Source organism: Oscillospiraceae bacterium, from assembly GCA_022483045.1.
Lineage (GTDB): Bacteria > Bacillota > Clostridia > Oscillospirales > Acutalibacteraceae > Caproicibacterium.
The window spans coordinates 1,077,167-1,101,776 of sequence record JAKVOA010000001.1 but is presented as its reverse complement, the minus strand read 5'-3'; the positions used below and the strand labels follow the sequence as shown (position 1 = coordinate 1,101,776).

The 24,610-nt window shown below is 49.2% G+C and carries 24 protein-coding genes and 1 tRNA gene; 22 read left to right on the top strand and 3 right to left on the bottom strand.

What is annotated here, in order from left to right; genetic code table 11:
• Positions 1 to 6: 6 nt before the first annotated feature.
• The 7 genes from LKE53_05335 to LKE53_05305 all read left to right on the top strand — a co-directional run bounded on the left by LKE53_05335 (position 7) and on the right by LKE53_05305 (position 6,879).
• Positions 7 to 525 (top strand): cell division protein SepF, encoded by a 519-nt coding sequence (locus LKE53_05335; protein MCH3972177.1) that lies wholly within the window; start codon positions 7 to 9, stop codon positions 523 to 525.
• Positions 525 to 1,280: a YlmH/Sll1252 family protein gene (locus LKE53_05330; GenBank protein ID MCH3972176.1), complete on the top strand. Its 756-nt coding sequence runs from the start codon at positions 525 to 527 to the stop codon at positions 1,278 to 1,280. The genes LKE53_05335 and LKE53_05330 overlap by 1 nt, the downstream gene beginning before the upstream one ends.
• Positions 1,281 to 1,295: 15 nt before the next feature.
• On the top strand, positions 1,296 to 2,180 hold the full coding sequence (locus LKE53_05325; protein ID MCH3972175.1) for a DivIVA domain-containing protein: 885 nt from the start codon (positions 1,296 to 1,298) through the stop codon (positions 2,178 to 2,180).
• 56 nt (positions 2,181 to 2,236) lie between these two features.
• Complete coding sequence (gene ileS, locus LKE53_05320; protein MCH3972174.1) at positions 2,237 to 5,032, top strand: isoleucine--tRNA ligase; 2,796 nt, start codon at positions 2,237 to 2,239, stop codon at positions 5,030 to 5,032.
• Positions 5,033 to 5,100: 68 nt separating this feature from the next.
• Positions 5,101 to 5,574, top strand: coding sequence for a signal peptidase II (gene lspA, locus LKE53_05315; GenBank protein ID MCH3972173.1), 474 nt, complete (start codon positions 5,101 to 5,103; stop codon positions 5,572 to 5,574).
• Positions 5,567 to 6,481 carry an RluA family pseudouridine synthase gene (locus tag LKE53_05310; protein ID MCH3972172.1) on the top strand — a complete coding sequence of 305 codons (915 nt, stop codon included), beginning with the start codon at positions 5,567 to 5,569 and terminating at the stop codon, positions 6,479 to 6,481. Before lspA ends, LKE53_05310 begins: the two co-directional genes overlap by 8 nt.
• Before the next feature lie 44 nt (positions 6,482 to 6,525).
• Positions 6,526 to 6,879, top strand: coding sequence for a helix-hairpin-helix domain-containing protein (locus LKE53_05305; GenBank protein ID MCH3972171.1), 354 nt, complete (start codon positions 6,526 to 6,528; stop codon positions 6,877 to 6,879).
• Between the two features lie 32 nt (positions 6,880 to 6,911).
• Here the strand turns inward: LKE53_05305 and LKE53_05300 are convergent, their stop codons facing one another.
• Positions 6,912 to 7,325 (bottom strand): helix-turn-helix transcriptional regulator, encoded by a 414-nt coding sequence (locus LKE53_05300; GenBank protein ID MCH3972170.1) that lies wholly within the window; start codon positions 7,323 to 7,325, stop codon positions 6,912 to 6,914.
• A gap of 204 nt (positions 7,326 to 7,529) precedes the next feature.
• Between LKE53_05300 and LKE53_05295 the strand changes: the two genes are divergently transcribed.
• From LKE53_05295 to LKE53_05285, 3 genes are all read left to right on the top strand, one after another.
• Positions 7,530 to 8,570: an ABC transporter substrate-binding protein gene (locus LKE53_05295; protein ID MCH3972169.1), complete on the top strand. Its 1,041-nt coding sequence runs from the start codon at positions 7,530 to 7,532 to the stop codon at positions 8,568 to 8,570.
• 99 nt (positions 8,571 to 8,669) lie between these two features.
• On the top strand, positions 8,670 to 9,674 hold the full coding sequence (locus LKE53_05290) for an ABC transporter permease (protein ID MCH3972168.1): 1,005 nt from the start codon (positions 8,670 to 8,672) through the stop codon (positions 9,672 to 9,674).
• A gap of 4 nt (positions 9,675 to 9,678) precedes the next feature.
• A complete protein-coding gene (locus LKE53_05285; GenBank protein MCH3972167.1) occupies positions 9,679 to 10,473 on the top strand; it encodes an ABC transporter ATP-binding protein in 795 nt (264 codons plus the stop codon).
• A gap of 76 nt (positions 10,474 to 10,549) precedes the next feature.
• Here LKE53_05285 and LKE53_05280 read toward each other — a convergent pair whose 3' ends face one another.
• Positions 10,550 to 10,807: an HPr family phosphocarrier protein gene (locus tag LKE53_05280; protein ID MCH3972166.1), complete on the bottom strand. Its 258-nt coding sequence runs from the start codon at positions 10,805 to 10,807 to the stop codon at positions 10,550 to 10,552.
• 323 nt (positions 10,808 to 11,130) lie between these two features.
• On the opposite strand from LKE53_05280, the gene LKE53_05275 reads away from it, so the two are divergent.
• The 5 genes from LKE53_05275 (at position 11,131) to LKE53_05255 (ending at position 16,732) form a co-directional block, all read left to right on the top strand.
• Positions 11,131 to 12,774, top strand: coding sequence for an ABC transporter substrate-binding protein (locus LKE53_05275; protein ID MCH3972165.1), 1,644 nt, complete (start codon positions 11,131 to 11,133; stop codon positions 12,772 to 12,774).
• A 71-nt stretch (positions 12,775 to 12,845) separates the two neighbouring features.
• Positions 12,846 to 13,838, top strand: coding sequence for an ABC transporter ATP-binding protein (locus tag LKE53_05270; protein ID MCH3972164.1), 993 nt, complete (start codon positions 12,846 to 12,848; stop codon positions 13,836 to 13,838).
• Entirely contained in the window at positions 13,831 to 14,847 is a 1,017-nt protein-coding gene (locus LKE53_05265; GenBank protein ID MCH3972163.1) for an ABC transporter ATP-binding protein, read from the top strand. Before LKE53_05270 ends, LKE53_05265 begins: the two co-directional genes overlap by 8 nt.
• Positions 14,848 to 14,849: 2 nt before the next feature.
• On the top strand, positions 14,850 to 15,797 hold the full coding sequence (locus LKE53_05260) for an ABC transporter permease (protein MCH3972162.1): 948 nt from the start codon (positions 14,850 to 14,852) through the stop codon (positions 15,795 to 15,797).
• Between the two features lie 14 nt (positions 15,798 to 15,811).
• Positions 15,812 to 16,732, top strand: a complete 921-nt coding sequence (locus LKE53_05255; GenBank protein ID MCH3972161.1) for an ABC transporter permease — start codon at positions 15,812 to 15,814, stop codon at positions 16,730 to 16,732.
• 91 nt (positions 16,733 to 16,823) lie between these two features.
• Here the strand turns inward: LKE53_05255 and LKE53_05250 are convergent, their stop codons facing one another.
• On the bottom strand, positions 16,824 to 17,414 hold the full coding sequence (locus tag LKE53_05250) for a DUF308 domain-containing protein (protein MCH3972160.1): 591 nt from the start codon (positions 17,412 to 17,414) through the stop codon (positions 16,824 to 16,826).
• Between the two features lie 368 nt (positions 17,415 to 17,782).
• On the opposite strand from LKE53_05250, the gene LKE53_05245 reads away from it, so the two are divergent.
• The 7 genes from LKE53_05245 to deoD all read left to right on the top strand — a co-directional run bounded on the left by LKE53_05245 (position 17,783) and on the right by deoD (position 24,569).
• Positions 17,783 to 18,622, top strand: a complete 840-nt coding sequence (locus LKE53_05245) for a C40 family peptidase (protein ID MCH3972159.1) — start codon at positions 17,783 to 17,785, stop codon at positions 18,620 to 18,622.
• Between the two features lie 182 nt (positions 18,623 to 18,804).
• Complete coding sequence (locus LKE53_05240) at positions 18,805 to 20,415, top strand: spore germination protein (GenBank protein ID MCH3972158.1); 1,611 nt, start codon at positions 18,805 to 18,807, stop codon at positions 20,413 to 20,415.
• Between the two features lie 17 nt (positions 20,416 to 20,432).
• Positions 20,433 to 21,593, top strand: a complete 1,161-nt coding sequence (locus LKE53_05235) for a Ger(x)C family spore germination protein (protein ID MCH3972157.1) — start codon at positions 20,433 to 20,435, stop codon at positions 21,591 to 21,593.
• 7 nt (positions 21,594 to 21,600) lie between these two features.
• Positions 21,601 to 22,692, top strand: coding sequence for a spore germination protein (locus LKE53_05230; GenBank protein MCH3972156.1), 1,092 nt, complete (start codon positions 21,601 to 21,603; stop codon positions 22,690 to 22,692).
• Positions 22,693 to 22,855: 163 nt separating this feature from the next.
• Positions 22,856 to 22,931, top strand: a tRNA-Lys gene (locus LKE53_05225).
• A 155-nt stretch (positions 22,932 to 23,086) separates the two neighbouring features.
• Entirely contained in the window at positions 23,087 to 23,758 is a 672-nt protein-coding gene (locus tag LKE53_05220; GenBank protein ID MCH3972155.1) for a class II aldolase/adducin family protein, read from the top strand.
• Positions 23,759 to 23,834: 76 nt separating this feature from the next.
• Positions 23,835 to 24,569 carry a purine-nucleoside phosphorylase gene (gene deoD, locus LKE53_05215; protein ID MCH3972154.1) on the top strand — a complete coding sequence of 245 codons (735 nt, stop codon included), beginning with the start codon at positions 23,835 to 23,837 and terminating at the stop codon, positions 24,567 to 24,569.
• Positions 24,570 to 24,610: the final 41 nt, after the last annotated feature.

The following is a 24,610-nucleotide window of genomic DNA, read 5'->3' as shown; positions in this document are numbered from 1 at the left end:
TTTAATATGGCTGGACTGATGCAGAAATTTAAGGACCTTTGGAATCCCCCGGAGGAAGAGTACGATGACTATGACTATGAAGAAGAACAGCCCCAGCAGCAGGAGAAGCCCCATGAGGCGCAGCCTGCCAGGCAGCCCCAGCCCGAGGCCCGCAGCACCGAGCAGCCTGCTCCCCGCCGCGAGCGCACGCAGACTTCCTATTCGCATTCTTCTGACGGCAAAGTCGTCAATTTGAATTCACACCAGCTGCAGGTCGTTATTTTTAAGCCTGAGCATTTTGGTGAAGAGACCTGCGCGGTTGCAGATGAACTAATTCACACCAATACGGTTGTGCTCAATCTGGAAGATACCCAGAAAGATGTTGCACGCCGCATTATCGATTTTCTCAGCGGTGTCGCTTACGCCAACGGCGGCAAAATTAAGCGCGTTGCGACCAATACGTTTATCATTACTCCATACAATGTCAACTTGACCGGAGAGGACAGCGCTGAGGAAACCGATACAGAGGGCGGTACATACTACTGATGCCGACAGAAGATCAGGATGCGGTGCTGCAGGCTAAGGTCGCAGATGCTATACGGCTGGCACAGAGCGGCCGCGGCGCACACTTTGTGGGCTTTTTAGATGAGCGTCAGGCAGTGCTGGCCGCCAGGGCAGCAGGGCAGGCACGCTTTGCTTCTTATCTGCTTTGGGGCGGATACGCAGGGGCAGAGCGTGTCTGCTTTGGCGCATTTCCGGAATGGATGGAGCCGAAGCCACAGGCGTTTCCGCTCTGTGCGGCTACGGCCTCGTTTCGGGTATGCGACAGCCTTACGCACCGTGACTTTCTCGGTGCACTGCTCGGTGCGGGTATCGGCCGCGAGGTGCTGGGTGATATCCTGGTAGAGGCCGGCCGGTGTGTTTTCTTCTTTCGCAGTGAAATGAAGTCGTTTCTTCCAGCGCAGATTACCAAAGTCGGCCGTGTCGGCGTAAAGCTTACTCTTGGCGCAACAGAACCGCTGCCGCCGGCACATCATTATCAGCCATTTTCTGCGGTGGTTGCTTCTGCACGGCTCGATTGTGTCGTTGCTGCCTGTATGGGGATCAGCCGTACCAAGGCACAGGCCCTGTTGCAAAGCGGCAGCGTACAGATGAATCATATGCCGGCTGACCGTGCGGATTCCCCAGTGGAAGAGGGCGTGCTGCTTTCCATCCACGGCAAAGGCCGCTACCGCATCGATTCTCTTTCACAGCAAACACAAAAGGGCCGTTTGCGGCTTCAGGGAAGAAAATATATTTAATGGAGGGTATACGGAATGCTGTCTTTAAATGATATCAAGCATAAAAGATTTCAAAAAGCAAGCCTGCGCGGCGGATATATGCGCGAAGAGGTTGATGATTTTCTGGACGAAGTGGAAACCTCCTATGATACGCTGATTCAAAAGACCGCAGAACAGCGCGATAATCTTGAGCGCAAAAACAATGAGGTTAGCAAGCTGCAGGATAAAATAAAAGAGCTGGAAGAGCAGATTAAGCAGTACCGCGGGGAAGAGGACGAAATTAAAGAAGCCCTGCTCAGTGCGCAGAAAATGCGCGATACTGCTTTAAAGGAAGCTCAGCAGCAGGCGGATGAAATCATTCACCAGGCAAATGAAAAAGCAAATGTTATTGTAAACGGCGCTTCCAAAAATATTGTCAGCGAGCAGGAAAAGCTGCGCGAAATGAAGCAGGCCGTTTCTGACTTCCGCGCAAAGCTGATGCAGATGTACAAACAGCATTTGACATTGATTAACGAAATTCCGCACATGGAGAAAAAACCTGCACCGCAGGCTGAGCCCGCTGCCCCGCAAACAGCAGAGAAGCCCCAGCCCGTCGCTGCAGCCCAGCCGCAGCAGGCTGAACCTGCCGTCCCGGTAGAGCCGGAAAAGCCAGCTGCTGCTCCGGCAGCCCCTGTTGCTGTCGCTGCTCCAGTGCCTGCTGTGCAGTCGCAGAAAGAACCCAATCCGGCACCTGTGAAGCGGCAGCAGCCGCAGCCGGTTACTTTTGCGACTACCCCTGACGAACCGGACTATCTGACTGCTAAACCTTTTGATCCGGTTCCGCCGAAAAAAGACCAAAAGAAAAAGCCTGCGGGTGCCTTTTCTGACGAATACGACCTCGATGATGAAGATGCCTCTGAAATTTTCAGCAAAAGGCACTGAATTTCATAAATAATAGCTTGCGTGCAGCGTAATATTGAAGGAGAGAAGACATTTCAATGGACTACAAAAGTACTCTGAATTTGCCGAAGACAGATTTCCCCATGCAGGCACATCTGCCAAAGCGTGAGCCGGAAACCCTGTCGGCGTGGGAAAAAGAAGACCTGTATGGTCAGGTTATGAAAAAGAATGAGGGCAAGCCGGTTTATGTTCTGCATGACGGCCCGCCGTATGCCAACGGCGATATTCATTTGGGTACAGCCCTTAATAAAGTGCTCAAAGATATCATTGTTCGCTCTAAAAACATGTCCGGTTACCAGGCGCCTTATGTACCCGGCTGGGATACACACGGCCTGCCTACAGAACTGAAAGCTCGCAAAAAGGCCGGCGTGAAAAACAGCGATACCATTTCTGATATTGAGCTGCGTAAAATCTGCCGTGAGTTTGCGCTTTCTTATATTGATGGCCAGCGCAATGAGTTCAAGCGCCTAGGCGGCCTCGGCGACTGGGATCATCCCTATATTACACTGACACATGACTATGAAGCAAAGCAAATTGAGATTTTTTCCAATATGTGCGAAAAGGGCCTTATTTATAAGGGACTCAAGCCTGTTTATTGGTGCCCGGATTGCAAGACTGCTTTGGCAGAAGCGGAAATTGAGTACCAGGAAGATCCCTGCGATTCTATCTATGTCAAGTTTCGTGTAACAGATGATAAGGGAGGCTTCTTTGCCTCTAAGGGTGCTGACCTTGCACACACCTATTTCGTTATCTGGACCACTACAACATGGACAATTCCTGCAAATGAAGCGATCTGCCTTGGGCCGGACTTCGAGTACTCTCTGATTAAGTGCGGCAATGAGTACTATATCATGGCAAGTGCACTCTATGAATCTGTCATGAAAGAAGCTGGCAAGACCGACTATTCCGTCATTGCTGTTTTTAAGGGCAAAGACTGTGAATACATGAAAGCCCAGCATCCATTCCTCGACCGCCAGTCTTTGGTTATTATCGGCGACCATGTTACACTGGACAGCGGCACCGGCTGCGTGCATACAGCACCGGGCCACGGCGTCGATGACTATAATGTTTGCCATGACCATTACCCGGAGCTGCCGATTATCGTGCCGGTAGATGCAAACGGCCGCATGACAGCAGAAGCAGGCGAGCGCTTTGCCGGCATGACAACCCAGCAGGCAAACAAAGAGATCGCTGCATATTTGACGGAAATCGGCGCAATGTTTGCACAGAAAAAAATTATCCATCAGTACCCGCACTGCTGGCGCTGCAAAAAGCCAATTTTGTTCCGTGCAACTGAGCAGTGGTTCTGTTCAGTAGATGCAATTAAAGATAAGGCTGTGGAAGAAATCAACCAAGTCAAGTGGATTCCCGCATGGGGCCGCGATCGCATTACTTCCATGGTCCGCGAGCGCAACGACTGGTGCATTTCGCGTCAGCGCCGCTGGGGTGTGCCGATTCCGATCTTTTACTGCAAAGATTGCGGTGAACCACTGATGAGCAAAGAAGCAATGCAGAATGTCTCTAAGCTGTTTGCGGAAAAGGGCAGTGATGCTTGGTATACGACCGATGCAAAAGAGATTCTGCCGACAGGCACCGTGTGCAAAAAATGCGGCTGCACAGAATTTACCAAAGAACACGACATTATGGATGTCTGGTTTGACTCCGGCGTTTCCCACGCTGCTGTAGCTGACCAGCGTCCGGAACTGCATTGGCCTGCTGACCTTTACTTGGAGGGTGCCGATCAGTACCGCGGCTGGTTCCAGTCCAGTTTGCTGACCAGTACCGCGTGGCGCGGACAAGCCCCGTATAAGGCTGTCTGCACCCATGGCTGGGTTGTTGACGGTGAAGGCCGCAAAATGAGCAAATCTTTGGGCAATGGCATTGCTCCGCAGGAGATTATCGATAAATACGGCGCTGATATTCTGCGTCTGTGGGTTGCTTCTTCTGATTATCATGCGGATATCCGCATTTCCCGGGAAATCCTGAAGCAGCTGTCTGACGCATACCGCAAAATTCGCAATACGGCGCGCTTTATGCTGGGCAACCTGCATGATTTTGACCCGGATAAAGATGCTGTCGGGCAGGACAACCTGCAGGAAATCGACCGCTGGGCATTGTATCAATTTGATAAACTGATTGCAGAAGTTGAGGAAGGCTACAGCTCTTTGGAGTTCCACAATGCCTACCATGCAATTCACAATTTCTGTGTCGTTGATATGAGCAACTTCTATCTGGATGTCGCAAAGGACCGCCTGTATACCGAAAAAGCAGACAGCCCGACCCGCCGCGCGGCGCAGACCGTGATGTTTACAATTTTGAGCGGTATTACCCGCTTGATTGCGCCAATTCTTGCCTATACCAGCGAAGAAATCTGGCTTGCGATGCAGCATACAAAAGACGAAGATGCTGCTTCTGTTATGCTCAATGAGTTCCCCAAAGCGACCGGCGTACAGGTGGACGATGCTTTTGTGGCCCGCTGGGACCGTATCCACGCCGTGCGTGACGATGTGAAGAAAGCTTTGGAACAGGCCCGCAAACAAAAGGTAATTGGTTCTTCATTAGATGCAAAGGTAGAACTTTTCTGCACAGGTGATTTGTATGAATTTGTACAGAGCGTGCTGCCGCAGCTGACCGCAGTCTTTATTGTGTCAGATGTTGAAGTGCAAAAGGAAGGTACCGGCACCTTTACCGATGTGGCTTTGCCAGACTTCTCTGTCACCGTTTCACATGCTGAGGGCAAAAAATGTGCCCGCTGCTGGATGTACAGTGACACCGTTGGCAAAGATGCTGCGCATTCGGATGTCTGTGAGCGCTGCGCACATGTGCTTTCGTAAAAAATAATCAATAGAAGCGGGGCGGCTAAGCCGCTCCGCTTTTTGTTAATGGGGAGGAATTTATCGTTATGCCAATCCTTTCTTTGCTGCTTGCGGCCGCTCTGGTGGCTGCTGACCAGCTGCTGAAGCTGCTCGTCCTTCGGTATCTGCTGCCAGTCGGCAGTGTGACACTGATTCCGCATTTCCTTTCACTGCGGTATTTAGAGAACCGCGGCGCCGCATTTGGCATTTTGCAGAATAGGCAGTGGGTGATTGCGGCAATTACGTCAATCATCTGCGTTTTCATTGTTTATGCCATTTTTCATTACCGTGCAAAGAGCAGACTTTTACGGGTTTCTTTTACGCTGATTTTGGGTGGCGGCGTTGGGAATATCATTGATCGTTTTGCGCGCGGCTATGTTGTCGACTACATTCATTTTCACTTTTTCCCGTTCATTTTTAATTTTGCAGATATCTGTGTTGTTGTCGGCGTTGCGCTGCTGATTCTCAGTCTGTTTTTAGAAGACAAACCAGAAGAAGGGGCGAAAGAATCCAATGCCTAAAGCGTATTCTTTTACAGTAAAAGAGGAAGAGAGTGGGCTTCGCCTAGATAAATTTTTAAGTCAGCAGGGAATTGACCTAACCCGTTCCCTGGCGGAAAAATATATTGAAGAAGGCTGTGTGACGCGCGGCGGAAAACCGCTGCTCAAAAGTTTTCGGGTAACTGCAGACGAGCAGATTGACGCCCTGATTCCAGACCCGCAGAAATTGGACGTTCTGCCTGAGGCAATTCCGCTCGATATTGTTTACGAAGACAGCAGTCTGCTGGTCGTCAATAAGCCGAAAGGAATGGTAGTGCACCCGGCGCCCGGCCACTATACTGGTACGCTGGTCAATGCGCTACTGGCCCACTGTGGCGATTCTCTTTCCGGCATCAACGGCGTCATTCGTCCCGGCATTGTACACCGGATTGATAAAGATACCAGCGGCCTACTGATTGTCGCTAAAACCGATGAAGCCCATAAAAAATTGGCAGAACAGATTCGAGTGCACAGCTTTACGCGCATTTATGAAGCAGTCGTACACGGAAATGTAAAAAAAGAGTGTGGTACCATCGATGAACCCATCGGCCGCTGCCCCTCTGACCGCAAAAAAATGGCAGTCGTTTTAAACGGCCGCCGCGCGGTGACGCATTACCAGGTCCTTGCGCACTACAAAGGCTTTACGCATATCCGGCTGAAACTGGAGACCGGCCGTACGCACCAAATTCGTGTACACATGGCTTACATTGGCCACCCCGTGGCCGGCGATCCGGTCTATGGACCCAAAAAGCCGGCAGCGGGTTTGCAGGGGCAGTGCCTGCATGCACGGGTCATCGGCTTTGTGCATCCGCGTACAGGTGAGTATCTGGAGTTTTCCAGCCCGCTGCCCGCGTATTTTACCGATTTCTTAAAGAAACTGCAGGCATAAAAGAGCCGGCAGCGAGCGCTGCCGGCATCATATGGGGATAAAATATGGACGAAGAAAAAGTGCATATTCGCATTTTAATCGGTATTGCAGCTGTTCTGCTGGCCTTGTGTATTGGCTATACTGTACTGTATGAGCCGCCCATCAGCGACCCGGCTGCTGTCATCACGACAGACGTTTCTTCTACACCACTCAGCAGTGCGTATAACGGCAAGATTCACTTAAATACCGCTACAGAAGCACAGCTTGAAAGTCTGAAAGGTGTTGGCAGTGCACTTGCCGAGCGTATTCTCAGCTACCGAAAGGCCCACGGCAGCTTTCATTCCGTGGCGGAGCTGAAAAACATCAAAGGCGTAGGCAACAAGCTTTACGCGCAGCTAAAAGACCAAGTGGATTTATAGGCTGTACGCTGCCTTTTTGCTTTCGTTTGCTGTCAGGTGAGGTCCATCGTTTCGCAACCCAGCGCAGCGGCAATTTTTCCCAAAATAGCACTGCCTGGTTCCACTTCATGGTACTCCAGCTGATAAATGTCGTACTGTGTCAGGCCAACCTTGTCTGCCAGTTCTTGGCGGGTCATGCCGGCGGCTTTTCGGCACAGTTCTATTTTGCGCACCTGCTGCAGCAGAAAGGCAAGCTTGTTGTCTTTATCAATCAGCAGCGGCATATCGTTGTGCATCTGTAGAGAGCAGACCCCTTTTTTTGAGAAAATTTTTCCGTCTGCCAGTTCATAGCCGTTTGGCAGTGTGTATTCTCTGCCGCCGTCGTCACAGCCGTTTGGGTCGGGTGAAAGAGAGCAGGAGGCTTTTCGCTTTCCTTCTGTATCGTAAATATAAATGGTTGCTGTCATGCTAAAATCTCCTGTCTGTTGCTGAGATGATATTTCTTTTATTTTTATTTTATTTTTATTATATAAGAAAAACGTTAAAAAAGCAAAGTCTCCGCGCTTGACATTCGGTTCTATGTTGTGTAAGATGTAAATAAACTTTAAGCCTTTGAAACGTTAAAGTGACGCTCTTTCTTTGCGGGGGCGCGAAAAACAGGAGGGATCTACATGAAAAAGATAAAAACGGCAGCGGCGCTTGTGCTGGCTGCGGCAATGCTGACCGGCATGACCGCCTGCGGCGGCAGCTCCTCATCAGCAGCCGGTTCGGCAGGCTCAGGAACATCCGCAAAAAAGTACACAATCGGTGTTGCGCAGTATATGACGCACCCGGCAATGGACGCCTCTTTAAAGGGATTTAAAGAAGGACTGACTGCGGCAGGCTTTAAAGAGGGCGACAGCGTAACATACGACGTACAGAATGCACAGGGAGACCAGTCTAACTGTGTTACAGTAGCAAATACTTTGACCAGCAAAAAGCCGGATTTGATTTTGGCGATTGCTACGCCAATCGCTCAGGCGGTTGCCAAGGCCGACACTACCACCCCGGTGCTTGTTACCGCTGTTACCGACCCAGCGCAGGCCAAGTTGGTAGACAGCAACGAAAAACCGGGCGGAAACATCACCGGCACTAGCGACAAGACCCCGGTTGAGGAGCAGATAAAGCTTATCAAGCAGGTCGTTTCCAATGTCGACACCGTTGGCATTATGTACTGCTCCAGTGAGACAAACTCAAAGCTGCAGGCAGACTGGGCCAAGGCTGCATGCACGAAAAACGGCTTAAAATACAAAGAATTTACCGTATCTGCGGCAAATGAAATTCAGCAGGTTTCCCAGTCCATGATTGGTAAAGTGCAGGCGGTTTATATTCCGACCGACAACATGCTGGCCTCTGGTATGAAAGTTGTTACCGGTGTTACCACACCGGCAAAGCTGCCTGTGTTTGTCGGCGAAAGCGGCATGGTTTCCAATGGCGGCGTTTTAACGGTTGGCATCAACTATGAAGAACTGGGCAAGCAGACCGGCGCTATGGCGGCAAAGATTCTCAAAGGGGAGTCAAAGCCGGCAGATATGCCGATTGAGTACCAGAAACAATATGATGTTTCTTACAACAGCGCTGTTGCAAAACAGCTGGGCCTGACCCTGCCGGACAGCATCACCAAGAGCGGCAAGGATGTCAGCAGCGAGAGCAGCTCAAGCAGCTCTAAGTAACAGGGACGAAACAACAGGAACACCAAACAAGTTACCCCGCGGCTGTGGCTGCGGGGTACTTCCTGTTTAAAAATTGCAGGAAAATGAGGGCATCAATCTATGGACATTACAAACTTTTTTGGCGCACTGCACGGCGCCGTTGCGCAGGGTGTTATTTGGAGCATTATGGCACTCGGCGTATATATGACCTTTCGTATCCTGAATTTCGCCGATATGACCGTTGATGGCAGCTTTGCGACAGGCGGTGCTGTGGCGGCTATGCTGGTAGGCAATCATGGGGTCAATCCGTTTTTAGCGCTGCTTGCGGCAATGGCTGCCGGCATGCTTTGCGGTTTTGTAACTGGCTTCCTTACAACGAAAATGAAAATACCGGGCCTTTTGGCCGGTATTTTGACCATGACAGCTTTATATTCCATCAATATTCGTATTATGAGCGGCGCTATGATTCCACTGAATGGTGTAGATACCGCCGACACAATGATACGAGAGTGGATTCCCGGCATGTCCGCGAAAAACTGCCAGCTGCTTTTAGGCACTGTTCTGGTAGTCGTTATCATTGCATTCTTGTATTGGTTCTTTGGTACAGAGCTTGGCTGCTCTATCCGTGCCACGGGAAACAACCCTTATATGGTGCGTTCGCTGGGTGTTAATACGGACAGCATGACCATGACTGCTTTGGTCCTCAGCAATGGTTTGGTTGCACTTTCCGGCGGTGTATTTGCACAGGTGCAGGGTTCCGCTTCTGTGGATATGGGCGTCGGCACCATCGTCATCGGCCTTGCGTCTGTAATTATTGGCGAGGCGGTTTTGGGCAAACACGTCAGTTTCTTGCTGCGGCTTGTCTGTATGGTGCTTGGCTCTGTTATTTACCGTGCGGTTATCGCAATCGTCCTGTTCTTTGGCCTGCGCAGCACAGATATGAAGCTGATTACGGCAATTATTGTTGCGATTGCACTGTTTTTCCCGAAAATGAAAAAAGACATTCAGCGCTGGAATGCCATTCGCCACGAAAAGGCAGCGCCGGTGCTTGTGCCCGACAGCCAAATAGAGGACAGCATCGATAATTCTGACAAAGATCCAGACGAAATAGATGAAGGGGAGTGAGGAAATGCTGCAGCTGACAAAAGTATGCAAAACCTTTAATAAAGGGACCGTCAACGAAAAGCAGGCCCTCATCAATATTACACTGCACCTGCAGCCCGGCGATTTTGTCACGATAATCGGCGGCAACGGCGCGGGAAAAAGCACACTGCTCAACTTGATTGCCGGTGTTTTTCCTTGTGACAGCGGCAAGATCTTGCTGGGCGGCACAGACATTACACGCCTGCCCGAGTATAAGCGTGCGCATTATCTGGGCCGTGTGTTTCAGGACCCCATGCGCGGCACTGCCGGGGATATGAATATCGAAGAAAATCTGGCAATGGCTTATCGCCGCGGGAAATCGCGCACCTTGCGCTGGGGCATTACCAATGAAGAGCGTGAGCTGTTTAAAGAAAAGCTGAAAGTGCTTGACCTTGGGCTGGAAGACCGCATGACCAGTAAAGTCGGTCTGCTGTCCGGCGGGCAGCGCCAGGCGCTGACACTTTTAATGGCGACACTGCAAAAGCCAAAGCTTTTGCTGCTGGATGAACATACGGCTGCACTGGACCCTAAAACTGCAGATACGGTTTTAAAACAAACTCAAAAAATTGTAGATGACCAAAAGCTTACCGCGCTGATGGTTACGCACAATATGCGCCAGGCTATTCAGCTTGGCAATCGCATCATCATGATGGGCGGGGGCCGTGTTCTGTTTGACATTTCCGGTGAAGAAAAGAAAAATCTTCAGGTGGAAGATTTACTGCAGCGTTTCCAGAACGCTGCAGGCAAAGAATTGGACAACGACCGTATGCTCCTTTCTTAAGCCTTTCAGACATTTTTATCATAATGAAGCCGCTGCAGAATTTTTTTTGCAGCGGCTTCGCTTTGCTTTGCAAGATTTACAGATTCTCCCGAAAAAATGTTTGCAGGACTTTAGCAGCCTCTTGTTCCTGCTCTCCGCTGCAGCACACAGCAACTTTTTCACCGCGCTGCACCCCGAGTCGCAGCAATTTAAAGAAAGATTTTGCGTCTGCCTGCAGTTCATGCTTTTTCAGGGTAACTGTACAGGGAAAGGCCACGGCACACTGCACCAGCAGTCCAGCTGGCCGTGCATGCAGACCATCGCTTTTTGTAATCGTATAAGTAAATTCCGTCATTTCTGCTCCTTCTTTTTCTCATTTGGTTTCTTTGCTGTATTCCTATTCAGCAGCAGACAAAATTATAACCAGCTGCAAGCAGGAAACCAATTCTTATGTATAAAAGTGGTTTTATAAGGTATTTACAGGCTTTTATTGACAAACCGGCCTGAAAAACCTATACTAAAGCAATCATCTTTTAGAGTTGATTGTTTCAAAAAATCCTACAGGTTGTGTTTTTGGGCAGTATAAAACTGCACATTGCAAAAACAGCCTTGTCAGCTGCGCCTGTTTGTAGGCGGCGTGGAAACCAAGAGATAAAGAAGAGTGGAGGAATGATCCGAATGAAAAAAGCGAAAACAGTTGCAAAACGTCTGTTGTGTCTAGCTTTGGCGACAGCCGTTTCCTGTGCGGCGGCTGGCTGCGGCGGCGCGGGGACAACTTCTGCGACAGGGTCTGCGGCCTCTGCGGCTGTGTCCGACAGTAAAATTGTAAATATCGGGGTTACAGATTCTTTGGCCTCGCTCAATCCCTTGACGATTGACGCGACTGAAATCAACAAAAATGCGACTGCTATGATGTTTCTGCCGCTGGTTGAGCTCAACAGCAAAATGCAGTTTGAGGGTATGCTCGCGGATTCCATTACAACAAAAGACAACAAAACGTTTACCATTCATGTAAATTCCAAAGCTGCCTGGTCAGACGGAAAATCTGTAACAGCAGATGATGTCGCATTTACGGTACTGCGCCTGTGCAGTCCTCTTGTTGCCAATACAACGATGTCCATGAGTTCTCTTGTCGGCACCGGAGACGATGGCTTTGTGACAAAGGGCGCTTCGTCGGTTTCTGGTGTCAAGGTTTTAGATGACAAAACGCTGACCATGACGATGAAAGATTACATGGGCCTTACGACTTTTGAAAACAGCTATGCGCGTTATATCATGCCGGTGCCAAAACATGTGCTGCAGAGTGTTGCCGAGGACCAGCTCGCAAAATACACCTGGTTCAACAGCCCCACGGTTGTAGATGGTCCCTATATGGCGACTGCTGTTGACAACAATCATTATATTTCTTACAAGGCAAATGAAAAATACTGGAAAGGTACCCCGAAAATCAGCAAAATGAATATTAAAATCGTTGCGGCAAGCCAGATTTACGCTGGGCTGAAATCCGGCGAAATTGATTTTGTGCAGCAGACAATGGGTGCTATTCCACAGGAAGATTACACCAGCATTTCTTCGCTTTCCAATGTTACGGCAAAGTATGGCGACCCGGTCACCACGCAGTCTCTGTTTCTCAATACGCAGACCATTCCGGATGTGCGTGTACGGCAGGCAATTCAGTACGCAATCGACCGCGATCTGCTGCTGAAAAATCTAATTAATGGCAAAGGCGAGGTCGACGATGGTTTCCTGACTTCTGCAAGCCCGTATTACGATAAAGCCCTTGCAAAAACCGCCTATAACCCGCAGAAGGCGCAGGAGCTTTTAAAAGCGGCAAATTGGGACAGCAGCAAAACTCTGACTTTTTATATCAATTCCGGTGATGCCACTTTTGTCAACGGCAGCAGCGTTATTAAAGAAGAACTTGCGCAGGTTGGCATTAAGGTGGATATTCGTACGGTAGACCTTGCTACGCTGATGTCTACGGCGGGCTCCAGAAAGTATGACCTTTTGGCGGTGCAGTACACGTATGCACCGGTAGACCCTTACCCGGATGTCAAGTGGCTGCTGGGCGGCAAAGACAGCTGGACTGGTTACAGCTCTTCTGTAGTCGATGCTGCTTTGGCAAAGACACAGCGCACCAGCAGTACGGCCGAAATTGCAAAGCAGTATCTCACTATCAACCAAACTGTGCAGAAAGATGTGCCGATGATCAACACTTATGTCATCAGTGCCCTCGGTGCGGTGAACAAACGGCTGAAAAATGCAGAACCAACTGTTTATGGTTCGTTTAACAATATTCAAAATTGGGAATTGCAGGGATAAAGTCAGAGCAGAATACACCGGCATGTTGATTGCTGCCGGTGTATTCTCTGTGTACAGAGAGGGGCAGCAGTGTGCCAAATCTTTTGGAAGTAAAAAACCTGGAAGTCACATTTGCAGGGGATACCGACACAGCGGTGCGGCTGGATAAAGTCAGCTTTTCTGTGGGAAAAGGAGAGATCCTCGGCATTGTCGGTGAGTCTGGCTGCGGAAAGAGCATTACTTCGCTTGCCATTATGGGCCTTTTGCCCGTAAATGGCCGCGTGACCGGTGGGCAGGTGCTGTTTGAGGGGCGTGACCTGCTGAAGCTCTCGGAAAAGGAACTGGATAAAATCCGAGGCAGTGAACTTACAATGATTTTTCAGGATGCACTGACTTCTTTAGACCCCGTCTTTCCCATTGGCAGCCAACTGATCGAAAGCATTTGCGCGCACACAAATCTAAGCAAAGCCGCGGCAAAAGAACGTGCGGTTTCCCTTTTGGGCAAAGTGGGCCTGCCTCAGCCGCGCGCAATGCTCAAAAAATATCCGTTTGTGCTTTCCGGCGGCATGCGCCAGCGCGTGATGATTGCCATGGCGCTTGCCTGCAGTCCTAAGCTGCTTATTGCCGATGAACCGACCACTGCCCTAGATGTGACCATTCAGGCGCAGATTATGCAGCTGCTGCGCAGCCTGCAGAAAGAATTGAAGATGTCCATGATTCTCATAACACATGATATTGGGCTGATTGCGCAGATGGCCGACCGCGTCCTGGTGATGTATGCTGGGCAGATTGTCGAGCAGGCAAACGTCCGTGACCTGTTTTACCACCCGGCTCACCCTTATACCCAGGCCCTGCTGCAAACCGTGCCCGGTACCAAAGATGAACCCGGCCGTGTTCTTTCTGCAATACCGGGAACAGTGCCAGAAGAATACCAGAAAATTACCGGCTGTCGTTTTGCCGCGCGCTGTCCGTATGCGCAGTCGGCCTGTCAAGAGCCGCAGCCGATGTACCCGGCGGGCAGCAGTACCCACGCGGCACGCTGCATACGCTGGAAAGGGCAGGGGGGCAAAAGAGCAGATGCCTGAGGAAGCTATCCTAAAAGTAGAAAATTTAAAGAAGTATTATCCAATTCGCGGCGGCGTGGTTCCACACACAGTCGGCTATGTGCGTGCAGTAGACGGTGTCAGCTTTTCGGTTGCGCGCGGCACCACATTAGGGCTGGTCGGGGAATCCGGCTGCGGCAAATCTACCGCCGGCCGGCAGATTGTCGCACTGGAAAAGCCAACGGCGGGGCAGGTTTGGTTTGCCGGAAAAGAGATTTCAAATCTTATAGTGCGGCAAATGAAGCCGCTTCGCACGCAGCTGCAAATGGTGTTTCAGGACTCGTATTCTTCTTTGAATCCCCGCAAGCGCATTCGTGATGCTTTGGCGCAGCCAATGCTGTACCATAAACTGGTCACGCGTGCACAGGCTGATGCGGAGGTAGAGCGTTTGCTGGACATGGTTGGTTTGCCCAAAAGCAGCAAGGGGCGGTTTCCCTACGAGTTTTCCGGTGGGCAGCGGCAGCGCATTTGCATTGCAAAAGCGCTTTCCCTGCAGCCGAAATTTTTAGTATGCGATGAGCCGGTCAGTGCACTGGACGTGTCGATTCAGGCACAGATCCTCAATCTGCTGCGCGATCTGCAAAAAGAGCTGGGGCTGAGCATGCTTTTTATCGGGCACGGTTTAGGTGCTGTTAAGTACATCAGCAGCCGCATTGCCGTGATGTATTTGGGAAAGATAGTCGAAATTGCGGACTCGGCGGAACTTTTTGCGAATCCGGTCCATCCTTATACGCAGGCGCTGTGCGCGGCGGTGCCAAATCCTGACCCGCTTGACCGCAGCCATCCAGCGCTGCTGAAAGGTGAGGCAGGGGATACCCCCGCAAAAGAAACACAGAAAAAAGGCTGCCGCTTTGCGCCCCGGTGCCCATTTGCAAAACCGGAGTGCAGCGGCATTACCCCGCAGCTTCGTCCGGTTTCCCCCGGCAGCACACACCTTGCAGCCTGCCCATTTGCTGTTTCTGCCGCAGAAAAGGAAGTGACAGCTTCGTGAATATGGGAAAATACATTTTAAAGCGCATTCTCATAGCCATTCCAGTACTTATCGGCATTACGATTATTGATTATGCGCTGATGAGTCTTGCCGGCAGCCCGCTGGATATGATTCAGGGCGCCCGTGTTTCCGAGGCGGCAAAAGCGGCGAAAAGCGCTTCACTGGGGCTGAATCAGCCGGTCTATCTGCAGTATTTTACCTGGCTTGGGCAGATCTTTACCGGCAATATGGGCACGTCCATCCAAAACCATGAGGCAGTTACAGCGCTGATTGGCACTCACTTAGGCCCAACGCTGTTGCTCATGGGCATTTCCCTGCTGATCAGCATTTTGATTGCACTGCCTGCGGGCATTTACAGCGCGACCCATCAATATCAAAAAGGGGACTATACAGTGGTTGGCCTGTCTTTTTTAGGGACGAGCATTCCCAGCTTTTTTTTGGCACTGGTGCTTATTTATTTCTTTTCTGTACGGCTCAATATATTGCCCTCCAGCGGCATGACAACCCTTGGTGCCGCGGGTGGTGCAGGGGATATTGCACTGCATATGATTATGCCAGTCACGGTACTGGTGGTTTCCATGACTGGTACGAATCTGCGCTACATTCGCAGTGCTGTGCTGGAAATTTTGCAGCAGGATTATTTGCGTACAGCCCGCGCCAAAGGCATTGGCCGCTTCCGAGTTATTAACAAACACGCTTTGCGCAATGCGCTGGTGCCGGTTATCACCGTTTTTGGTATGGAAATTCCGGCCCTGTTTGGCGGTGCTATCATCGTAGAGCAGGTCTTTTCATGGCCCGGCCTTGGCCTCTTGACGATGAGTGCCATTATTGCGCGGGACTATCCGGTTATTATGGGGGTCAGCTTAGTTTCTGCGGTCGTTGTGCTGCTGGGAAATCTGCTGACAGACATTCTGTATGCGGCAGCAGACCCTTCTATTCAGTATCAATAAGCAGGGGGTAAATCATGAAAAAACCTGAGTTACAGCAAACTGCCGGCGAAAGTTACGGACGCCTGTTATGGCGTCGCTTCTGCCGGCATAAAGTGGCACTGGTCAGTTTGGCGGTTATCGCTGTGGTTGTGCTGCTGGCAGTTTTTGCGCCGCTGGTTGCGCCGTATGACCCGCAGAAAATAGCCGGTCCGTTTTCCTCTGCTCCCAATGTGCACTTTCTTTTGGGAACCGATCAGATTGGCCGAGACGTTTTGAGTCGACTGCTGTACGGCACGCGTGTTTCCCTGTTGGTTGGCGTGTTGGCAACGGCCATTTCCACTGCAATCGGTGTGCTGCTTGGCCTGCTTGCCGGCTATTTTGGCGGTGCGCTCGATATGGTCATCATGCGCTTTACCGATATGGTGATGTCATTTCCGTATATTTTGCTGGTTCTGGTTGCGGCAGCAATTTTCAGACCCGGCATGTGGAATATCATCTGGATTTTAGGTTTTGTAGATTGGCCCGGTGTGGCGCGCCTGGTGCGCGGCAGCACACTTTCTCTGCGCGAGACAAACTTCGTAAAAAGCAGCATTGTCGCGGGTATGCCGCGGCGGCATATTTTGTTTTCAGAGATTCTGCCAAATACCATTGCCCCAATACTGGTGTATGCCACTTCGGTTTTGGCGCTTTCCATATTGGATGAAGCCTCACTCAGCTTTTTGGGCATGGGGGTTCAGCCGCCGACCGCAAGCCTTGGCAATCTGCTCAACGGTGCACAGTCGCTCACTATCTTGACGACAAAGCCATGGCTTTGGGTGCCGCCGGGCGTGGTCATTATCATTCTGGTAACGGCTATCAATTTTATCGGCGATGCTCTGCGTGATGCGGTCGACCCAACTGCCGCTGCAGCGGTGCGCTTTCCATCAGCCAAAAAGCGTATGAAAAAAGCTGCCTGAGCGGCGCAAAAAGAACCTTTACACTACAGGGCAGAAAAAACAGGGCCTCAGCCGCTAGAAGCAGCTAAGGCCCTGTTCCAATTTTTATTTTTTAGAAATCTCTGTTTTTCACAGAAATGGCTTCAATCAGCAGAGTAATGCCACCGACAATCAGGTAAACCGCCAGAATGTAATTCATTACAATCGCTGAAACCAGCGGTGCAACCAAGAATGCAAAGGCAGCTAAAATATTAAAAATGCCGCTGGCAATCATCCAGCCATAGCCGGAAACAGCAAAGCAGCCGATTTGCTGTGCCATAACCAGCTGACTGATTCCGTAGATGAGCATTTGAATACCGAATAAGAATGCAAAAGCTGCAATGGTAATAGTAGCTGGGGAAAACAGAAGCAGCAGTCCCATTAAGATATTGAGAATACTGTCAATTAAAACGCCGGGGCGGCGTAAAAAAACTTCTGTCTGAAAATAATCCACCAGCAGATAAACACCCAATATAAGAATTACCACTGAGGCAATGCGCTCAATTACCACCAGAGACTGCTGCGGAAAAGCGATAAACAAAATGCCGAGTAAAACCATCAGCGCGGCCAGCACAATGCTCAGAATACGAAGAGATTTTCGTTTTTTGTTCCATTTTTCAGAGACTTCTTTTGCAAAATCAAAGTCCGGCCCAAACTGCATCATTTTCAAAACCTCCAATTTATTCTCTCAGTAAAACATATGGCTATTATAACGCAATACCAAAAACTGTCAACCGGATTTCTTTGTCCTCTGCATGTTTTTCCTTTAATTTGTTTTTTTTGCCTCTGCAGGTTTTTTGCCGTATTGATGTGCAATAGCGTTCAGGTAGCAGATGCTTTCCGGCGGAGCAAAGTCCGCCCAACAAAAGTTTTCAATATACAGAAGATATATGCAATAGCTGCGGACTTTTATTTTTCTGCCAGCATACCTATATTTTGAATTACGAAAGACAGCACCGCAGAAAATACAGAGTACCTGCTGCTTAGCGGAAAGTTATGTTCTGCTGTAACTTTATAGAAGGAGAAGAAGGTATGAATATGGTTTTTACCAGTCCTCTGACAGACCTTTACGGCAGCCCGGAAGCTGGCGAACGTACGGACCAGGCTCTGTGCGGTATGACGGCCTCTGTTTTGCGCCGGCAGGGAGAGTGGTGCTTTATAGAAACCGGCTATGGGTACCGCGGCTGGGTACAAAGAACTGATTTACGTGCGGTTGCAGAACCTGTCGCGTGGAATCTGGCACCGAAAAGAATCGTTGTGCGTGCCGCTGCCGATCTGCTGTCACAGCCGCGCGTACAAGGCACTTGCGTGGCGACAATGCTGCGTGGATGTATCGTCGGAGCCTTGCAGAACGCCGGAGAGAACGGTTGGCAGCGGGTTTGTCTGCCGGGGGGCGAAAGCGGCTGGATGCCGGCCTGCTTTTTGAAAAAGCTTCCCGCAGCGGAAACTGTACCGGAAGATGAGCTGCGCCAAAGCCTTATCAAGGCAGCGCTTTCCTACAGCGATGTGCAGTACCGCTGGGGCGGGAAAAGCCCACTCGGTATCGACTGCTCTGGGCTTATGCAGATGGCCTATCTGTTGAATGGTATCCTTATTTGGCGAGACGCCAAAATACAGGAAGGCTATGCAGTGCACAGAATTGGCCGTTCGGCAGTGCAGCCGGCAGATTTGCTCTATTTCCCCGGGCATGTAGCCATGTACATTGGCAGTGGAAAGTATGTGCACTCCACCGGGCGTAAAGGGGACAGCGGCGTTACTCTTAACAGCTTAGACCCGAAAAGCGACCGTTACCGAAAAGATCTGGATGAAAGTCTGTTGACCGCCGGCACGGTGTTTCCACTGTCCGGCAGCGCTTGCTTCCATTTGCAGTGAACAGTATTTTTTACTTATAAAAAGCGACTGACCGATGCATTAGGCTGCCCTGAAAAAGGGCAGCCTAATGCTGTTTTAGGACATCTGTAAAATTCCACGCAGGCATTTGCTGCGCATCTTTTTAGAAAAAGCAGCCATACTATTACTCGGCGGCTGTTTTATCCTGTAAAAGAGGCATATACATGAAAAAATTACAAGAACTTTTTGATAAATGGAAATCAGGAAAGTCTGCAAAAAATGCAGACCCATATGCAGAAAAAGCCTTCAGTGAAAAGGAAGAGGCGCAAAAAATAAAGAAAGAGCTCAATCGCTCCTTGAAAATCAACGTCGATACATTTCGTAAGATTTTAGGGGAAAGCACCGATATTAAAATACGGGAATTTATGTTTGGTAGTGATTCTCCCGTCAAAGCGGCGTTGATTTTCATAGACGGCATGGTAAACAACGAAATTATTACAGAAAGCATTATGAAGCCGCTGATGTTAAGCACGATGCCGCTCAAGAGCGGTTCTGCTAATCTGGTAGACGAAGTGCAGCAGAGAATTATCTGTTCCGGTGACGTTGTGGTGAGTGCAAATGAAAAAGAGCTGATCGACAGTTGCCTTGGTGGCGACACGGTTCTGCTGATCGATGGGTTTCAACAGGGCCTTATCATCAGCAGCAAAGGGTGGGAAAAAAGAAGTGTAACGGAACCGCAGACTGCCGCGGTTGTACGAGGCCCCCGAGAGGGCTTTACCGAAAACTACCGCACGAATACATCTCTTTTGCGCAGGAAAATCCGCAACCCGGCTCTTCGGATGGATACCCTGAAAATCGGGCGCAAAACCAGGACAACCGTCAGTATTGCGTACCTTGAGGGGGTAGCTGACCCCGCCTTGATAAAAGAAATCAAGCGGCGGTTGAGTGCATTGGAAGTAGACTCTATTTTAGAGTCCGGCTATATTGAGCAGTATATTGAAGATGCGCCATACAGTATTTTCCCGACAATTGGCAAAAGTGAGAAGCCAGATGTTGTAGCGGCAAAAATATTAGAGGGGCGTGCTGCAATCCTTGTAGACGGCACTCCTTTTGTTTTGACAGCACCAATGCTGTTTGTAGAGAATTTCCAGACGGCAGAGGATTATTATACTAGAACTTTTTATGCAACTTCAGTGCGCATTTTGCGCTTTCTTTCTTTTTTTATAGCTGTTTTCTCACCGGGAATTTATGTTGCAATATCGACTTTTCACCAGGAATTGATTCCAATCAAGCTTCTCTTTACGATTGCGGCAGCAAGAAGTGGAACGCCGTTTCCGGTCGTCATTGAGGGCCTTTTACTGCTTCTCGCTTTTGAAATTCTGCGGGAGGCAGGCCTGCGCCTGCCGCAGCCGATTGGGCAGGCTGTCAGCATTGTCGGTGCTTTGGTTATGGGCGATGCGGCTGTTTCAGCCGGCCTTGTTGGTACACCCATGGTCGTTACGGTTGCCATTTCTGCTATGGCAGAATTCGTTACACCGGAAAATCAAGATGTTATCACTCTATTGCGTTTTGCATTTTTACTGGCGGGTTCTTTTTTGGGTGGATTTGGCATTATGCTGGGGACCTTGGCTCTGCTGATTCACATTGCTTCTTTAGAGTCTTTTGGTGTACCTTATTTTTCTGGGATTGCGCCTGTAAACAAACAGAATATGGAGGATATCTTTGTTCGTGCACATCTTTGGTCTATGACAAAACGCCCCACAGAAATTGCGCACAGCGATGTTGTGCGTCAAAAGGGGAAGATTCCGCCGGACGAGACCGACCTAAATGAATAAGTAGGGGGCACTGCTCAATGAAACACAAGCGTCTGCTTTCGGTAGTTGCAGCGGTTATGATTATTTGCTTTTTGGTGACGGGCAGTGTGGGCAATACCAGCAGCACAGAACTGACCGAAATGGTTCCGGTCATTGCAGTGGGATTAGACAGCGCAAAAAAGGGGCAGACAGCTCTGACAATGCAGGCCGGATATCAAGGAGATTCTCAGACAAGCAAGGATCAGGGCGGGTCAGAAGATAAATTTCTAGTTTACAAAAAAACAGGCGACAGCGTGTTTGACATGCTCAGGGATACGACCCATGAGAGTAGCCACCGGCTGTTTATGGGGCACAACCAGTGTCTCATATTCGGAAAGGAAGAGGCAAAGCGGGGCGTCAAAAATCAAATCGATTTTTTCACACGAAATCCTTCCACAAGAATGGACGTATGGATTTTAGTATCTGATTCCACTGCAGAAAATATTTTGAGTGCGAAAACAGAGGGCGCTTCTGTGCCGGCACTGGATATTTCTCAGCTTTTAAAAATGCAGAAAATCAATGCAGAGTCCGTAAATGTGGATTTGCTGGAGTTTTCATCGAAGCTGGCCAGTGAAACAACCAGCCCTGTTGCCAGTATTATCAAGGTGAACAAAGAGTCGGGAAAACCGCGGTTTGTCATTTCTGGGACTGCAGTCTTTAAAAAAGACAAGCTGGCGGGCGAATTGGACGAAGATAAAACACGTGGCTTTTTGTGGACGATGAACCAAATACAGAACGGTGTTGTGCAAGTGAATGTTGGAAAAGAAAAAGCGGGCTTAGAAATTCTGAAAAGCAAAAGCCAGATTGTGCCGGAGGTGCATTCTGATGGAACGGTTTCTGTTTCTATTTCTGTTTCCACAAACCTTGGTGTTCGCGAAATGACAGAGTTTCACGGGTTTTCCGATAAAGAAATTCTTCAAACACTTCAGAGCGCTGCAGAAAAAATTGTAAAGAAAAAAATGCTTGACTGTTTTCATGAAACGCAGCGCTGCGGAGCCGATATTTATGGTATTGGAAAACTGGTGTATGAAAAGTACCCGGGCAAATGGGAGCCCTTGAAAGGAAAATGGGAGCAGGTTTACAAAAAGCTTCAGCCACAGATTACGGTTCAGGTTCAGATAAAAGATATGGGCAAAATTACGCATATAGCGACTGATTGAGGCGAAAATGAAAAAAGAAAAAATCAGTTATTCACAACTCTTCTATACGGTTATCTGCTATATTCAGTCTTTCTCGCTGCTCATGTCCTTTTCCTTTAGCCTGTCGGGAAAAGATACCTGGTTTGCCTATTTGCTTGGCAGTGCATTTGCGTTTATCTTTTTGTTGATTAACCTTGCAGTGATGCGGTATTTCCCTGGAAAAAATCTGATTCAAATCAATGAGCAACTGTACGGTAAAAAAGTGGGGAAAATTATTTCCATTCTTTATTTGTCTTACTTCTTTATTCTTTCTTCCTTAAACCTAAGGGATATGAATAACTTTGTTGGTTTGGATATTCTCCCGGAAACGCCGACACTCGTTATCTTAATCTCTTTTATATTGGTTTGTGGCTGGGCAGTGACCAAAGGAATAAAAGTTATCGTCAGGTACAGTACAGCGTTTGCCTGGATCACTTTTATTTCTTTCGCGTTAACTTCTATTTTGGTCAGTGGCAGAATGAACTGGCACAACTTTCTTCCCATGTTTACAACTTCTCCACAAAAGCTTTTGCAGAGTGCAAATATTGTTTCGGTTGTGCCTTTGGGAATGATTGTGTTTCAGATGATTGCGCCGGTTATGGACCAACCTGACAAACTCTCTAAATGCTTTAAAATAAGCTTTTGGGTTGGCAGCGTTTTTTTGGTGATGGTGTCTCTCCGAGATACCGCTGTACTGGGTGTTATGGCGCAGTTCTTGGCAACACCTTCTTATGCAACTCTACGCCTGGCCGGCTTTTCAGAGGCTTTTCAGGGGCTGGATATTGTCTATGCAGTTTTATTGATAATGCTCGAGTTCTTTAAAGTTTCGATTCTGTATTATGCTCTTACAGCAGGTATCACGCAGCTGCTTCAAAAGAAGTCTTGGGCAAAGCCGCTGATTGTCATTTTAGGGGTGCTAATTATCATTTTTTCCCGTATCCTTTTTCAGTCGGTCTCGGCACAGGTTGCGGCGGTACAAAATGTAGAGCGCTGGGTTTGGCTGCTGTTTGAGTTAGTACTTCCGCTTATTTCGCTTTTGCGGATTCAACTGGTACTGAAAAAACGGGAAAGCTGTGCATAAGCAGTAGGAAGTATTTGAATATCTGTTTTTCTGCGCTTAAAGGAAGCACCACTGCAAAAGAAATAGAAAAAATTCATTTTAAGAGAGAAAAGCACTTGACAAAGGGCTGTAAAAGGTGTATTCTGTTAAAGCTGATTCAAAAAAGCAGCGAAAAAACAGATATGAATCATTAGCTCAGTCGGTAGAGCACCTGACTTTTAATCAGGGTGTCCGGGGTTCGAATCCCCGATGGTTCACCAAAACAAAGACCGCGCGGTTAAGCTATTTTTGTAGTTTGGCCGCGCGGCTTTTTATATGTTTTTAAATCAAAAAGCCAGATCTCCTAAAAAAGGATTTGACTGTACTGTCACCGTCAGTTATTATAAATATACTAGTAATTTTGTGAGGAGAAAAAATGAATAAAAATCAAAAGCTTGTACAGCGTCATTTTCAGACAGAACTGCTGCAGGCGGGCAGAAAGATGCTGCACAGCGGCCTAACCGTTGAGACTTGGGGTAACCTGAGTCTGCGCGACCCCGCGGCTGGTCTGATTTATGTTACCCCCTCGGCTATGCCGTATGATACATTGACGGAAGATGACGTTGTCGTGATGGATGAGAGTGGCGCTGTTGTTTCCGGCAGCCGCAAACCGACTGTTGAGTCGGAAATGCACCTAGCTGTCTACCGCAGCCGACCTGAAATAAACGCTGTGATTCATACGCACCCGGTGTATTCTATGGTGTTTGCCGTACTGCGCCGGCCGATTCCACCGATCATTGACGAGGCGGCACAGGCGCTTGGCGGTGCTGTGCCGGTTACTGAGTATGCGCTGCCCGGCACGCATCAGTTAGCAAAAAATGTGCAGAAAGCCCTTGGAAAAGACGGTATGGCGTGCCTGCTTGCAAATCACGGCGCTGTGTGCCTGGGCACCGAGATGGAGCAGGCGTTTCGTACCTGCACTGTGCTGGAAATGACTGCCCGCGTCTACCAGATGGCCCTGCAGATCGGCCGGCCCTGTCCAATCTCTGCGGCAGATGTTGCCTATATGCGTGATTTTCTGCTGCATCACTATGGCCAAAACAAGTAAGCGGATTTTTATATGTAAGTAAATGATTTTATATCATGCAATACACAAACGGTCAGTAAAGAAAGGATTGTAGATTATGACAAAGACCTCCATTTCAGCCAGCATTTCCGTACAGGACGCAGATATTGCAAAAGTCGTGCTGATGCCGGGCGATCCGCTGCGCGCAAAGTATGTGGCCGAGCATTACCTGGAAAATCCAGTTTGTTTCAACACGGTGCGCAATATGCTGGGTTACACCGGCACGTACCGCGGCAAAAAGATTTCCGTCATGGGCAGCGGCATGGGTGTGCCGTCGCTGGGCATTTACGCAACAGAGCTTTATAATCAGTTCGATGTAGATGCGATTATCCGCATTGGCTCTGCTGGCGGTCTGGCCGACAACGTAAAGGTGCGCGATGTCGTCATTGCTATGGCGGCTTCTACCAATTCTTCATACGGCAGCGCATACGGCATTCCTGGGCAGCTGGCAGCGTCTGCAGACTACGGAATGCTTGCGCATGCCGTAGAGGCCGCAAAGCAGCTCAAGGTACATGCAGTTGTCGGCAATGTGTATACTTCTGATTTCTTCTACTATCCGCAGCCCGACCTGAACCAAAAGCTGCGCGACTTTGGTCATCTTGCAGTAGAAATGGAAACTGCCGGCCTTTATTGGATCGCCGCCGCCTGCCACAAAAAAGCGCTCAGCATTCTTACAATTTCCGACCATATCTTTACGGGTGAGGCCCTTTCTGCAGAAGACCGACAGAACTCTTTCCATGAAATGATGAAGGTGGCGCTTGAGACTGCATGGAAGTCAACACCAGAAATGTAAAATAAAAGTTAATGGGATTTTATACAGCAATTTTGCTGGTT